The sequence below is a fragment of the Gluconobacter sp. P1D12_c genome, assembly GCF_018812105.1.
In the GTDB taxonomy this organism is placed as follows: Bacteria; Pseudomonadota; Alphaproteobacteria; order Acetobacterales; family Acetobacteraceae; genus Gluconobacter; species Gluconobacter oxydans_A.
The window spans coordinates 61,725-75,378 of record NZ_JACSIQ010000007.1 but is presented as its reverse complement, the minus strand read 5'-3'; the positions used below and the strand labels follow the sequence as shown (position 1 = coordinate 75,378).

General features: G+C 57.1%; 11 protein-coding genes. 4 read left to right on the top strand and 7 right to left on the bottom strand.

What is annotated here, in order from left to right; genetic code table 11:
- Positions 1–81: 81 nt before the first annotated feature.
- Complete coding sequence (locus KP705_RS09625; RefSeq protein WP_252348322.1) at positions 82–1,554, top strand: flagellin; 1,473 nt, start codon at positions 82–84, stop codon at positions 1,552–1,554.
- A gap of 104 nt (positions 1,555–1,658) precedes the next feature.
- Positions 1,659–2,075, top strand: a complete 417-nt coding sequence (locus KP705_RS09620; protein ID WP_235271756.1) for a flagellar biosynthesis regulator FlaF — start codon at positions 1,659–1,661, stop codon at positions 2,073–2,075.
- Positions 2,076–2,158: 83 nt separating this feature from the next.
- On the opposite strand, the gene KP705_RS09615 is transcribed toward KP705_RS09620, so the two are convergent.
- The 3 genes from KP705_RS09615 to folD are packed head-to-tail and all read right to left on the bottom strand — an operon-like array spanning position 2,159 to position 5,809.
- Positions 2,159–4,123, bottom strand: coding sequence for a M1 family metallopeptidase (locus KP705_RS09615; RefSeq protein ID WP_215764377.1), 1,965 nt, complete (start codon positions 4,121–4,123; stop codon positions 2,159–2,161).
- A 28-nt stretch (positions 4,124–4,151) separates the two neighbouring features.
- The gene (locus KP705_RS09610; RefSeq protein ID WP_046900650.1) at positions 4,152–4,901 is read right to left on the bottom strand and encodes a methylenetetrahydrofolate reductase; all 750 of its coding nucleotides are present in this window, start codon (positions 4,899–4,901) and stop codon (positions 4,152–4,154) included.
- Entirely contained in the window at positions 4,901–5,809 is a 909-nt protein-coding gene (folD, locus tag KP705_RS09605; protein WP_046900649.1) for a bifunctional methylenetetrahydrofolate dehydrogenase/methenyltetrahydrofolate cyclohydrolase FolD, read from the bottom strand. Before folD ends, KP705_RS09610 begins: the two co-directional genes overlap by 1 nt.
- A gap of 83 nt (positions 5,810–5,892) precedes the next feature.
- Between folD and KP705_RS09600 the strand changes: the two genes are divergently transcribed.
- Positions 5,893–6,957, top strand: coding sequence for a low specificity L-threonine aldolase (locus tag KP705_RS09600; RefSeq protein WP_215764376.1), 1,065 nt, complete (start codon positions 5,893–5,895; stop codon positions 6,955–6,957).
- Between the two features lie 70 nt (positions 6,958–7,027).
- Here KP705_RS09600 and KP705_RS09595 read toward each other — a convergent pair whose 3' ends face one another.
- The gene (locus KP705_RS09595) at positions 7,028–8,056 is read right to left on the bottom strand and encodes an MYG1 family protein (protein WP_203547919.1); all 1,029 of its coding nucleotides are present in this window, start codon (positions 8,054–8,056) and stop codon (positions 7,028–7,030) included.
- A gap of 191 nt (positions 8,057–8,247) precedes the next feature.
- On the opposite strand from KP705_RS09595, the gene hflX reads away from it, so the two are divergent.
- Positions 8,248–9,600: a GTPase HflX gene (hflX, locus tag KP705_RS09590; protein WP_215764375.1), complete on the top strand. Its 1,353-nt coding sequence runs from the start codon at positions 8,248–8,250 to the stop codon at positions 9,598–9,600.
- A 111-nt stretch (positions 9,601–9,711) separates the two neighbouring features.
- Here the strand turns inward: hflX and pgm are convergent, their stop codons facing one another.
- From pgm to KP705_RS09575, 3 genes are all read right to left on the bottom strand, one after another.
- Positions 9,712–11,358, bottom strand: a complete 1,647-nt coding sequence (gene pgm, locus KP705_RS09585) for a phosphoglucomutase (alpha-D-glucose-1,6-bisphosphate-dependent) (RefSeq protein WP_203547921.1) — start codon at positions 11,356–11,358, stop codon at positions 9,712–9,714.
- A 191-nt stretch (positions 11,359–11,549) separates the two neighbouring features.
- A complete protein-coding gene (locus KP705_RS09580) occupies positions 11,550–13,076 on the bottom strand; it encodes a Do family serine endopeptidase (RefSeq protein ID WP_046900645.1) in 1,527 nt (508 codons plus the stop codon).
- A gap of 113 nt (positions 13,077–13,189) precedes the next feature.
- Positions 13,190–13,654 carry a nucleoside deaminase gene (locus KP705_RS09575; RefSeq protein WP_215764374.1) on the bottom strand — a complete coding sequence of 155 codons (465 nt, stop codon included), beginning with the start codon at positions 13,652–13,654 and terminating at the stop codon, positions 13,190–13,192.

The window sequence follows — 13,654 nt, the reverse complement described above, 5'->3', positions numbered from 1 at the left end:
ATGAAGATTCAGGTTCCCTTAACCATTCAATGCCTATCGTGAAGGAGCAAAACTGCACCGACGGAGAATGTCTCGATGTCCATGTCAATCAATACAAATACAGCCGCCATGTCGGCTCTTCAGGTTCTGAACCAGACGACGGACCAGCTGAGCAAGACGCAGAACGCCGTGTCCACGGGCAAGAGCGTCAGCTCCGCCTCTGACAGCCCGGCCATTTACGCCATTTCCCAGACAATGAATTCCCAGATTTCGGCCCTGTCCGGTGTCTCGACAGGCCTTCAGTTCGCAGGGCAGGTTCTCAGCACAGCCTCTTCACAGGCTGGGTCTATCTCGACCGTCCTAAGCAGCATGTCCGAAACGGTCACAAATGCTGCCAATAACGGTGAAGATCAGGACACCCTAAACACCCAGCTGAGCAACTACCTGTCTCAGATCGACGTAGCCACGTCGAACTCGACCTTCCAGGGTGTGAACCTGCTGTCAGGCTCAACAAGCAGCAGCGTGAAATATACGCAGATTTCTGCGGCTCAGGACATCAATGGTAACCTGTTCACACTGAACGGCGCTGATGCCACTTCGACCGGTCTGGGCCTGCAAGGGCTGAGCACGGATATGAAGGGTGTCACGATCGACACGAGCGCAGTGACGGCTCTGGCAAGTTCTGGCGCGACCGCCACGACACTCACTCTGAAGAATCTATCTTCTGCTGACAGCACCAATGCGACTGCGTCAAACCCGGCCATCACCACGTCCTTCGTTCTGGACTCAAAACCGGGTGATACCACTGATGGTGCTGCAACATCTGTCGGAGCAGCCATTGCTTCCGGTTTGACAGAGACCTCCACCTCGGTGGCAGTCAACAAAGATGGCACGCTGACGATCGCCGATGCCACATCCAAAAAGGCATCTGATGGTACGACGACGTACTCCCTGACCAATGGCGACACCATCACTGCCAAGGCTGATGCCAGTGGTAATATGACCTATAGTGCTGCCAAGGTTGGTGATTTGGATACCAACGGCAACGCAAAGGTTCTGACGCAGGTTGTGGACGTCAACGTCTCGAACGCCTCCACAACCAAAACCACAAGCGATCAGCTTTCAACGCTGGTGACGGCCCTAGGAAACGCCGGTTTTGGCGCCCAGATGGCAAACGACGGCAAGCTGACGATTGCCGGCGGCAATCTCGACGCAGCCGACGCAACAGCCACAACAGGCGCGTCGGTCAACCTCACAGGGACGACAGGCGCCGCGACAGTAGCGACCACCTCCGGCACGGACGTTGTCCAACTTGCTGTTTCTGGCGCCATCAACAAGATGAGCCGCATTTCTTCCAGCATTGGTGTGGCTTCCAATACCGTTACACAGCTTCAGACGTCCAACAGCACGCTGTCTGACGCTCTGACGACGGGCGTGGGCGCTCTGACTGATGCTGATCTTGCAGCGGAAAGCGCCAAGCTGACGTCCCTGCAAACGAAGCAGCAGCTGGCCATTCAGTCGCTCTCGATTGCGAATTCGCAGTCTTCCAACATCATGTCGCTCTTCCGCGGTTGATGTCGGCGGGGCGCTGGTGAAAGCCAGCGCCCCTTCCTGGACTGTTCCAAAAGTTTTCCGTTTCCCGGGAGCCTTTTGAAACAGTCCTTTTGTAAAGGAGCATCATGTCCGTGACTTATGGCATGTCACAATACCAGAACCAGTCCGGCACCTATCTTCCACCGCGAGAAGTGGAAGCCATGGCGTTCAGACACGTTAATGGGCTGCTTTCGGCAGCAAAAACACGCTCAGATCGGCAGGCCGCATTGTCTGCCAATCTCAAGCTCTGGGGCATTCTGATGCAAGGGGTCCAGCGGACGGACTGTCCGTTGGATGAAATTCTGCGCAAAGACCTGATGACGGTTGGAACCTGGTCCATGCGATACGCCAATGTTGCGCTGAACTCCGATACATCCCTTCAGGCTCTCATTGATATCAACAGGGACATGATTGAAGGTCTGTCAGCGTCTGCTGGCCCTTCCTCATATGCGGGACCCGCGGCATCCAACGAAACTCGCGCAGCTATTCAAATGGTTGGGTGAAAACTATTCCTCCCACGCCTCTGGCAGGACATGGGAGGTTTTGCCATTCCTGACACACATTGCATGTCAGGAATGGTGACGCGTCATTTACGGTTATCGCTGCGGTCAACGTCCGGAATGACATGGTCCGGATCAAGCGTTACGGCCTTCACCGGACCATGGGCTTCAAACGTGACCTTCAAATCGCTGGTCTGCCGCCAAGCTTCCGTCGGGATACGGCGGTCCAGCGTTGTTCCGTCCTGATATTCGACGCGCAGAACAACAGGAAGAGGCAGGGTGCCGTAGTTCAGAACCTGTACAGACACAGGGTCTGTTCCTTTCTGCTCTACGGTTCCAACAGCGTAATCGGGCGCGGCGTTAGAGAAATACCATCCGCGCCAGAACCATGAGAGATCCTCACCGGCTTCGCTGCTCATCAAGCGGAAAAAATCCGAGGGCGATGGGTGATGAAAAGCCCAGACGGCAATATAGCGACGGAAGGCAGCGTCAAAACGCACAGGCCCGAGAATCTGCTCTCGCAGAAGCTTCAGCCCGTAAGCCCCTTTGAAATAGACAACGCTATGGCGGTAGGTCTCAGAGACCTCGTCTGCCCCGGCCATCAGGTTTGGCGCTTTTGAATCCGTCAGGACAGGAACGATATCCTGCGCAGGATTACCAGTTTTCGGAGCAAATTCCGGGTCCCGCTTTGGCGCGAATTCCCCGTTGTGGAAATGATCTGACGCATACGCATCAATAAAGGTGTTGAACCCTTCATCCATGAACGGATTACGCCGCTCATCAGAACCCACAATCATCGGGAACCAGTCATGGCCCAACTCATGTGTCGTGATCCAGAAAAGCTCCGGGTCCCGGTCGCTCATGCCGTCAAACACGATACCCGGATATTCCATTCCGGCCCCGTGCCCGCCCAGATTGACGGCATTTGGCCATGGATATTCGTACCACTGAGACGAAAAATACTCGATGGCGTGTTTGACGTATTCCGTTGAGCGGTCCCATCCATGCGGGCCAATGCCTTCGCGGGGATAGACGGACATCGCCAGCCGCGGAACCAGACGATAATTGGCCCAGGGCGCAACAGGCGGCAGGTTGATACGAGCAGCATCCCACAGGAAAGCTGGCGATGCTGTAAAGGCCACATCGCGGCTATTGCGCATAACGTAATGCCAGGACACTTCCCCAGACTGCCTGAGATGGCTTTTCGGGTCTGTCACGTCATCAATGGTCCGGATCATGACGCGATTGTCGCTCTGGGCCGCCTGAGCCAGTCGCGCACGCTCGGTCGTCGTCAGGGTCTGCTCCGGATTCAGGAGTGCGCCGGACCCGACGACCGTGAAGTTCCACGGAACAGTGACTGTGTAATCGAAATTGCCATATTCCAGATAAAACTCCTGCCCAAGATAGGGCAGAGTGTTCCATCCCGCGCGGTCATCATACACGCTCAGGCGCGGGTACCATTGAGCAATCTCGTAAATTTCGCCCTCGCGAGACGGGGTGACAGCTGTACGACCTCCCCACTCTCCGGGGATTGTATAGTGCCACTCGATTTTAATGACTGCGACGCCATGAGCATCAAGGGCTCGGGGCAGTCGAAGCTGCATCCGGGTGTCAGTAATCAGCGGCGTGACATCGACTTCATGGCCGCCCTGTACAATGGAAACACGCTCGATTTCCATGCCGGAAGTATGATGACCACCCGATGGGAATTTACCCCAGAACGAGGCCCGTGAGTCTGTGCGATAGAGGTTTTGCTCCAACTGAACCCACAGAACATCCAGCGTTTCCGGGCTGTTGTTGCTGTATGTGACGGTTTCGGCCCCATGCAGGACATGCGCCTGCGTGTCGATACGGGATCGAATGACATAATCCGTTCGGTTCTGCCAGTATTGCGGGCCGGGCAGACCGGAGCCCGAACGATAGACGTTCGGGGCATCAGGCAGTGTCAGCGGAGCAAAAACCGGAGCCGGGTCAGAGAGGGTTTTGGCCGAAAGAGCGGCCGGAACCAGCGCGCCTCCCAGAAGGGGTAAGAAAAAAAGGCATACGCGCATCCGGGCTATGATCTCCGCTCGTTAGTTCCTACCCCGTTATAATATCACCTAGGCCGCCCAGATAAGATGCAAGATCAACTTTCAGAGGCATAAGATAGGCATTGTCGTTCTTTTCGCGCACCAGTGTCAGCATCTGGCGCGCAAGATGCACGTTCCCTTCAAGGGTATCGTCATAGTCTTTGGGGAACACCACATGGTTAACGCGCTCCCAGTATCGGCGGGATCGTTCGCCCAAAACGGGTGAAACGCCCCAGAACACCGTGTCGTCCCGCAACCAGTCCATGGAGAGCTGAAGCATGTGCAGATCAAACAGTGGTTGAGTAAAGAAACCGCAAGCCCCGGCGTCTTTCTTCCGGGCGATATCTTCCAGCTCCAGCCAGGGAGCCCGGCGGTAAGGGTCAAACACCGCGTAAACGTCCAGATGCGGCGCTTCCTTGCGATACCGCGCAATGATTTCCGCAGAAGTATTAGGATAGGAAACTCGATCACTTCCCGCAGGCAGTGGATCGCCTGCCACCACAAGCACGGATTTCAATTCTGGACGATCTGCACCCGGAAGAGGTGCTCCAGGAGCAATATCGATTGCCCGAATATGCGGAATCACATCCATGCCTGACCGACGACTAACCTGTGCAGCAGCATCGTCACTGCGCAGGTCGAAACGGATCAGGTCTGGAATATTCAGAAGACCAACCTGCGGAAGCACTTTCTGTACCACCGCAACATCATCAAACAGAGCGTCTTCCGAGCGGGGAACCAGTTCAACAGAGACACGCATCAGAAGGCTTCACCCTTGCTGTGCCCCTGTGTAACGCGCGCAGCCTGAAGCGTATTGTGCAGGAGGCAGGCAATGGTCATTGGGCCAACGCCACCCGGAACAGGCGTAATATGGCCTGCAATCGGGAGCGCTTCCTCAAAAGCAACATCTCCCACAAGCCGTGTCCGCCCTTCAGGCGTCGAGACGCGCGTAATACCAACATCAATGACGGTAGCGCCCGGTTTGATCCAGTCTCCGCGAACAAGGCCGTGCTTGCCAGTTGCCACAACCAGAATGTCTGCCTCACGCGCCAGTGCTCGTGTGTCCCGCGTATGGATATGCGCGACCGAGACCGTGCAGTTCTGCTTCAGTAGAAGCTGCGCCATGGGCTTTCCAACCAGACTGGACGCCCCAATCACCACAGCATGCTTGCCCGTCATGTCCTTATGAACAGACTGTAGCAGCATAAGACATCCCAAGGGCGTGCAAGGGACGAGCCCATCAATGCCCAGAGACAGGCGCCCGGCATTCACTTCACCCAGTCCGTCGACATCCTTATGCGGCGCGATCGCATTCGTCACGACGACCGGATCAATCTGGGGCGGCAACGGAAGCTGGACGAGAATACCGTGAATCTGCGGGTTCGCGTTCAGCTGTGCGAGGAGCTCCAGAAGCTCTTCCTGCTTTGTGCTTTGCGGCAACATATGCATGAAGGAGCGCATGCCTGCACGGTGCGTCTGAATGGCTTTGTTCTTCACATAAACTTCAGATGCAGGATCGTTGCCGACCAGAACGACTGCCAGCCCCGGCACGGCATTGCCCTGCTCGATAAAGCTGGAAACTTCACGGCCGATACGGTCTGTCAGAGACCGGGCAATACCTTTGCCATCTATGAGTTTGCCGGCCAGTTCAGGGGGAAACGTGCTCATGGGCTCTCCGGATGGCAACAGGCTGCAGTTTCAGTTACGATTCAGGCTACAGCCCGCGTCGTGCGCAGGAAAAGGATGGTTTTATGTCCGAGGAAATACGCAAGAACTTCGCCAGTGACAATGTTACCCCCATCTGCCCTGAAGTCATGGCAGCCTTGCTGGCCGCCAATGAGGGCAGTGTTGGATCTTATGGGGCGGATGATCTTACCCAATCCCTGAACAAACGGTTTGGGGACATCTTCGAGACGGAAGTGGCTGTTTTCCCGATCGCGACTGGAACTGCCGCCAACAGTATCGCGCTTTCCGCGCTGGTCTCACCTTACGGAGCCGTGCTGTGCGACCAGAGCGCCCATATCAACACGGATGAAGGTGGCGCCCCGGAATTCTACATGCACGGCGCCAAGCTGGTCTGCATTCCATCCGCAGAAGGAAAGCTGGACCCCGCGACAATGCCTACCGTTCTCAGGAATAATGAGGAAAGCGGTATTCTCAGCCCTGTCATTCAGGCCCTGTCACTCACACAGGCGAACGAATGGGGACTTGTCTATAGTCTGGAGGAGTTGGCCGCACTGACGCGCATCGCGCACGACCATGGCCTGAGTGTGCATCTTGATGGCGCGCGCCTGGGGAATGCCGTGGCCCATCTTGGCTGCTCTCCAGCAGACGTGACGTGGAAAGCAGGTGTGGATGTTCTGAGCTTCGGAGGCACCAAGGCTGGCGCAATGGCGGCGGAAGCCGTGGTCTTTTTCCTCAATGAGCGGACACGCCCACTGGTTAAAGAGTTTCTGCGTCGCATCAAACGCAGTGGCAATCTGTGGTCCAAGCATCGCTTCCTGAGTGCGCAGCTTCACGCATTGCTGGAAAATGATGTGTGGCTCCGGAACGCTGCGCATGCAAACCAGATGGCCCAGCGCCTCGTCGATGGGCTTCGTCGCCATCCGGCGGCCCAGATGCCTTATGAGCGGCAGAGCAACGAGGTTTTCGTCATTCTGCCGGATCTGGTTCTGAAAGATCTGGAAGCCGTGGGCTACACATTCTACCGCTGGCCTACACCGGAAGACGTCTCTGGCACACTGATCCGTCTGGTCACGAGTTACTACACCCGGCCAGAAGACGTGGACGCGCTGCTTGCCGAAATTGCAGCCTGAACCGGCATTTACAAATAAGACGTTGATCCGGCCGTTGTTGTCCGGATCAACGGTTTTCTACTGACGATGATCAACCAGCTTTGGATTTCAGAGCCGCATCGATTTCCAACGCCAGGCGCGCCATAGTGATGGCCCCATCCCGGCTTCCCGCGCCACAGATGAAACGGGCCGGATGAGCAAAAACTGCATCCGGAACGCCCGAAACGGCCGCTAACGCAGTTTTTTCCAGCCCACCCCAGGCTTCCGGCAGTGACACACGCTGCCCGAAATCGCCGCGCACAGGGGGAATGGCCTTCACGTTCCATTGCTCCGGGCCTGCTGGAGAGACAACATACACCACCGGAAGATCCCGCTCGAAAATGACCTTTTCCGTGGGCATTCCTGTTTCCATGACAAGGATGCGCTTGTCTTCCGCAGCCTCGTAAGCTTCCACAACGCGGTTAGCGGCCTTAAGGCTGGCTCGTACACGATCAACCATATTGACCAGATGGGATGCGACGGCCGTTGCCGCATTCGCAAACCCTAAAGCTTCACGCTTTTTGGCTTCCTGCGCTCCGTACAGCTCCGCAGTATCCCATGCAGGGCTGCACGCAGAAACAATGTCCGCAAGAGACAGCTTGCCCATCTTGGCCACGCCATTGTCATCCTGATCAACAGGAATGATCAGGGACTTGTCGAGCGACTGCCAGATGGCGGCAACCATGTCCTCAGTCACCGGTGTGGTGACGATATTGCGGATGGCAGCGTGGCCGTAGTCCTTCCACAACAGACCCGCAGCGCTATACGGCGTCCCGTCATCACGCAGGGGCTTGTCCTTCATGTGATGGTCATAGCGCCCAATGGACGGATCAAAGACACCGCCGACATCAAAAACGATATCGGCTTCTGCAATACGCTCCGGTGACCGGGTGCGCACAAACTGCAGGCGGTCGTCTGCGTCCTCACCGAGCACACGGCCACGCAGGCTGCCTTCCGGCGAAAGAGCGTAGTGAAGAATGGCGTAACCCAGCGTCTCGTCGGCATGGAAATTGCCCGAGTGGGTCAATGCCTTGACGGTTCTGGCTTCTTTTCCAAGACCAATTGGGGTGTGTTCTGACATCTGTACGGACCTGCTGACGGCAAAGGGGTGGTTTCTGATTGTGCCTTCTCATGCCGCACCCCCCAGCCCCAGACAACAAACTTCGTCAGAAACGTGCAGAAAATGCGTCGTGTTCCGCTCCATCGAAACAGTGAATCACGCCGTCCATGCATTTCGATAGCGTTGTCATAATCCGTGCTATGTAAGGCCGAATGGAAACAAAGCTCCCCATTCCGCTCGCCGTTCTCGTCGGCATCCAGACCCCTGACGTTGATGACGTCGCACACGAAGCCAGCCTGGAAGAACTGGGGAGACTGGTCAAAACCCTTGGCTATGACGTCATCGGGTCCGTCTCCCAAAAGCGCGAAGGTACGGGTGCTGCGTCGCTCCTTGGTGCCGGCAAGCTGGAAGAGCTCGCAGACATTACCGGCGGCCGCGGGATCATCACACCGATGGTCAAGACCCCGATGACAAAAGCTCGCAAACGCTTTGAGGGCACCGTTGAAGCATCAGAGCCCGATGAAGAAGACTCAGATGGCCCCCGCAAGCCAGAATTCGTCATTGTTGACCACGAACTGACACCTAGTCAGATCCGCAATCTCGAACGCGCTACCGGCGCGCAGGTGCTGGATCGTACGGGTGTCATTGTCGAAATTTTCCATCGTCACGCCAATACCCGCGAAGCAAAGCTTCAGGTGGAGATGGCGCGGCTGAAATACGTTGCACCACGCCTGCGGGAATCTTCGAATGGCGGCGGCAGACAGCAAGGACCTGGGGCTGGTGAAACCAATCTATCGCTTGATCGCCGCAAGATCCGGGACCGCCTTGCCGAGCTGAAAACCCAGCTTGAAGCAGTGCAACGCGATAGCGATAACCGGCGTTCTGCACGGCGGGATCAGCTCCGCGTCGCTCTGGTGGGTTACACCAATGCTGGCAAGTCCTCCCTGATGCGCGCGCTCACCGGTAGCGAAATTCTGGTGCAGGACAAGCTCTTCGCCACCCTTGATACGACAGTCCGGACGCTGCAGCCCGAGACACGTCCGCGTATTCTCGTGTCCGACACGGTGGGCTTCATCAAACAGCTCCCCCATGATCTGGTCGCCTCGTTCCGCTCCACGCTGTCTGAAGCGCTGGAAGCGTCCCTACTGCTGTTTGTCGTAGATGCCTCGGACCCAACCTACGAAGCGCAGCTTGAGGTTAGCCGCAGCGTTCTGCATGAAATCGGGGCAGATGTTGTGCCGTCCCGGCTTGTTCTGAACAAAATGGATAAGGTGGATGACGCCCGGCGCGCTGAACTGCTGGAAAAGCATCCCGACGCCATTCCCTTGTCTGCCCATCGGCCAGACGATGTCAGCGCTTTACGGGAAAGCCTGATCGCCTTCTTCGAGACGAAAATGGTCGATGATGTTCTGGTACTGCCCTACTCGAAACAGGGGCTGATTGGCGAGATTTACGAGAGCGCCCGTGTCCTGTCCGAAGATCATGACGAGACAGGTCGTATTCTGAAAATCCGCGCCCTGCCGGGTGCCATTGCACGGTTGCACCGAAGCCTCTCGGGAAAATAAAGGCCCGTACTGCCTTTCTGACCGGGCGGGAAAGACGTTCCACAAAAAAGGCCACCATCTCGTTAAAGATGGTGGCCCAATGTTGTTACTGCGCTTTTGAAGGCGACACCTTCAAGACGCAAAGACTTTGGAAATTGCAGCCTGAGCCTCGTCCTGAATGGCCTTCAGGTGCTCTGGGCTTTTGAAGCTCTCGGCATAGATTTTATAGACATCTTCCGTGCCGGATGGACGGGCTGCGAACCAACCGTTTTCCGTTACAACCTTCAGGCCGCCGATCGCCGCGCCATTGCCCGGTGCTTTCGTCAGCTTGGCAATGATCTTGTCACCAGCCAGTTCTTCAAGCGGGAACTGCTCAGGCGCCAGCTTGCTGAGCTTGGCTTTCTGTTCCGGGTTCGCCGCTGCGTCGATCCGCGCATAGTACGGCGTGCCGAGGCGAGCGATGATCTCATGGTAGTGCTGGCTCGGGTTCTTGCCCGTCTTGGCTGTGATTTCCGCAGCAAGAAGGCCGAGAATGAGACCGTCCTTGTCGGTCGTCCAGACAGAACCATCACGGCGCAGGAAGGTTGCGCCTGCACTCTCCTCGCCGCCAAAGCCCAGCGAGCCATCCATCAGACCCGGCACGAACCATTTCAGGCCGACCGGCACCTCGACCAGTTTACGGCCCATATCCGCGACAACGCGATCAATCAGACCACTGCTCACCAGCGTCTTGCCGACGCCAAGATCAGGCTTCCAGTCCGGACGGTTCTGGAACAGGTACGAAACCGCCACAGCCAGATAGTGGTTTGGGTTCATGAGGCCATCCGGCATAGCCACGATGCCGTGACGGTCTGCATCCGTGTCATTGGCGAACGCGACGTCAAAGTCCTGGCCCATCTTGATAAGACGCGCCATGGCATAGGGCGAAGAACAGTCCATGCGGATCTGCCCGTCCCAGTCTGCCGTCATGAACGCAAACTGCGGGTCCACGACATCGCTGACGATCGTAGCGTTCAGACCGTACTTTTCAACAATCGGCTTCCAGTAGCCAACGGCAGCACCGCCTAGCGGATCAATACCAATCTTCACGCCGGCATCACGGATGGCCGCCATGTCGATGACGTTTTCCAGATCGGCCACATACGGCGTAACGTAATCATAGCGCTTGATGGACGGTGCGTTCTTGGCTTCGTCGTAAGGCAGGCGCTTTACGTCTTTCAGGCCGTCCGCCAGCAGGTCATTCGCCATGTCCTGAATGGCTTTCGTCACGGCCGTATCTGCCGGACCACCATTCGTCGGATTGTACTTGAAGCCACCATCCGTCGGCGGGTTATGGGACGGCGTGACGACAACACCATCGGCCAGCCCCGCTGTGCGGCCCTTGTTGTAGGTCAGAATGGCGTGGGAAATGACAGGCGTCGGCGTGTAGCCATCGTTCTGGTCAATGCGGACGTCAATGCCGTGGGCCGCGAAAACCTCAATGGCCGAGCGCTGTGCCGGGGCCGACAGGGCGTGCGAGTCAATGCCAATGAAGAGCGGACCATCAATCCCCTCCGCCTTACGATACCGACAGATTGCTTCACAGATGGCGAGGATATGGCCTTCGTTGAAGCTGGTATGGAAAGACGAACCACGGTGTCCAGAAGTCCCGAACGAAACACGCTGGGTCGGGATAGAGACGTCCGGCTTGCGATCATAATAAGCGGCAACCAGAGCCGATATATCCGTCAACTGCGACTGATCGAGCGTTTTTCCGGCGAGGGGGCTGATATTGGCCATTAATCCAAAATCCTTAACAGATCCGCGTTTTAAGCGACCGTAACGCACGAACGCCAATTGCGGCTCAGAAAAACTTATCTGGGGCCTTCTGTCCAGTTACAGAACTCTGACGCCTTCCCATGTGACGCCCATAAAAAAAAGCGGGGAGACATCTGTCCCCCCGCTCTGTTTCGTAAAACCGGATACGAGAATTACTGGAGATCGTCGCCGGAGCTGCCATCATCCGAACCATCAGGCGAGACAGCGACAAAGAGCTGCTGCCCGTCACGCAGGATGCGTAGCAGAGGAGGCTGCTTGCGAGACAAAGCGTCACGCACCTGCGCTACCACAGCCTTCGGAGACGGCGTGACGTGATTTCCCACGGCCACAATAATGTCGCCCGGACGAATGCCAGACTGATCAGCTGGGGAACCCTGAACAACGTCAGCAACGACGGCACCCTGCACGCTGTCATCCAGGCCCAGTTCCTGTCGGGCGCGCGGCGTCAGGGATGCCAAAGACACACCAAGCTTGCCAGCACCGGCGGACTGGCTACTATCTGCACCACCGCTGCCATGATCCTGATTGGCGAGGTTGCCCACCGTGAACTTCACATCCATCGGCTTGCCGTCACGCAGCAGGTTCACCGTAGCGTCTGTTCCTGGTGCAATGGAGACAACCTTCACAGCCAGATCATGGCCGTTCTTCACCGGATGGCCATTTAGCGTCAGGATGACGTCACCGCTCTTGATACCAGCCTTTTCAGCCGGGCTACCCTTGGAGACGGACGCCACCAGCGTACCATGCGGCGGAGCACCGGGCTCCGGGGACTTCAGGTTGAGCGCCTGAGCCATCGTCGGAGAAATATCCTGCCCCTCGATGCCGAAATAGCCTCGCGTCACATGACCCGTCTTTTCAAGCTGATCGACGACAGATCGCACCGTGTTGGACGGAATGGCAAAGCCGATACCGATTGAGCCACCACCGTTCGGCGAAATGATCATGGAGTTGATGCCCACGACCTTGCCATCCTGCGTGAACAGCGGGCCACCGGAGTTGCCGTGGTTGATCGGCGCATCAACCTGGATGAAGTCGTTATACGCGCCGGAATGCAGATCACGGCCCAGAGCCGAGACGATACCTGCCGTCACGGTTCCACCAAGACCGTAGGGATTGCCGACGGCAACCACCCATTCGCCCGGCTGGACATCATCAGAATCACCGAGGTCAATGAACGGCAGTTTACCTGTCGGCTTCACACGCAGAAGAGCCACGTCCGTCTTCGGATCACGGCCAATGATCTTGGCCTGCAATGTGGTCCCGTCATCCAGCGTGACCGTCACCTTCGTGGCGCCATTCACAACGTGGTTGTTGGTCACAACATAACCATCAGCCGAGATGATGAAGCCTGATCCGCGAGCTTCCACCGTGCGGTTCTGCTGCTGTTGCTGCGGCATCATCTGGAACGGGAAGGGAAACGGGAAAGGCGAACCCTGCATTCCGCCGCCGCCATCACCGCCTGGGCCATTCTCTTCCTGCTCGGCAACATCGGCCTTGATGTGTGCCGTGATGGAAACAACGGCAGGCTTCACCTGCTTCACAAGAGTGACGAAGTTGGGCAGCGCCTGAACATTGGTCTGCGGCTTGATGGCTCCGTTATCCGCCATGGCAGCGGGAGCGGCGACCAGAAAGGTCGTGGCAGCGAGGGCAGCAAGGGAAGCGCGGAAGCGTGTGGTCATGTCAGTCCCGATTGTTACAGAAGAACGGTTCGGTCGTTATAAGCCCGCACTATGCACTGCGTTCCCATTCACCAAGCTGACCGGGAGGTGAAACATCCGTAAGTCTTTGTTTGTCACCTTTTCCGCAGCCGCTGGAAGAATGTCCTGAGCTGAAGAGCAGCTTCCCGTTCGCGTAGTCCGCCGATCACTTCCGGCCTGTGCAGGCAGGTCGGCCGTTCAAACACACGTGGACCATGTTCCACCCCGCCACCTTTGGGATCATAAGCACCGAACACGACACGCTCGCACCGAAAATGCACAATGGCGCCCGCGCACATCGGGCAGGGTTCCAGAGTGACAACGAGCGTACATCCTGTCAGGCGCGGAGAGCCAAGCTTCACTGCTGCGGCACGCATGGCTAAGAGTTCAGCATGGGCCGAGGCGTCATACAGTTCCTCTACGCGGTTGCGCGCCACGGACACGACATCTCCCGCCGCATCCAGCACAACCGCCCCCACGGGAACTTCACCCTGTCGAGCCGCTTCGTCTGCGGCATCAAGAGCCATCTGCATGGCGCGGCTTGTATCGGCCTGAATCAT

Excerpts from the sequence above, each read along its gene's own strand:
- KP705_RS09625 (WP_252348322.1), top strand. The coding sequence starts at position 82 with ATGTCAATCAATACAAATACAGCCGCCATGTCGGCTCTTCAGGTTCTG.
- KP705_RS09620 (WP_235271756.1), top strand. The coding sequence starts at position 1,659 with ATGTCCGTGACTTATGGCATGTCACAATACCAGAACCAGTCCGGCACC.
- KP705_RS09615 (WP_215764377.1), bottom strand. The coding sequence starts at position 4,123 with ATGCGCGTATGCCTTTTTTTCTTACCCCTTCTGGGAGGCGCGCTGGTT.
- KP705_RS09610 (WP_046900650.1), bottom strand. The coding sequence starts at position 4,901 with ATGCGTGTCTCTGTTGAACTGGTTCCCCGCTCGGAAGACGCTCTGTTT.
- folD (WP_046900649.1), bottom strand. The coding sequence starts at position 5,809 with ATGAGCACGTTTCCCCCTGAACTGGCCGGCAAACTCATAGATGGCAAA.
- KP705_RS09600 (WP_215764376.1), top strand. The coding sequence starts at position 5,893 with ATGTCCGAGGAAATACGCAAGAACTTCGCCAGTGACAATGTTACCCCC.
- KP705_RS09595 (WP_203547919.1), bottom strand. The coding sequence starts at position 8,056 with ATGTCAGAACACACCCCAATTGGTCTTGGAAAAGAAGCCAGAACCGTC.
- hflX (WP_215764375.1), top strand. The coding sequence starts at position 8,248 with ATGGAAACAAAGCTCCCCATTCCGCTCGCCGTTCTCGTCGGCATCCAG.
- pgm (WP_203547921.1), bottom strand. The coding sequence starts at position 11,358 with ATGGCCAATATCAGCCCCCTCGCCGGAAAAACGCTCGATCAGTCGCAG.
- KP705_RS09580 (WP_046900645.1), bottom strand. The coding sequence starts at position 13,076 with ATGACCACACGCTTCCGCGCTTCCCTTGCTGCCCTCGCTGCCACGACC.
- KP705_RS09575 (WP_215764374.1), bottom strand. The coding sequence starts at position 13,654 with ATGATTCAGGCCGATACAAGCCGCGCCATGCAGATGGCTCTTGATGCC.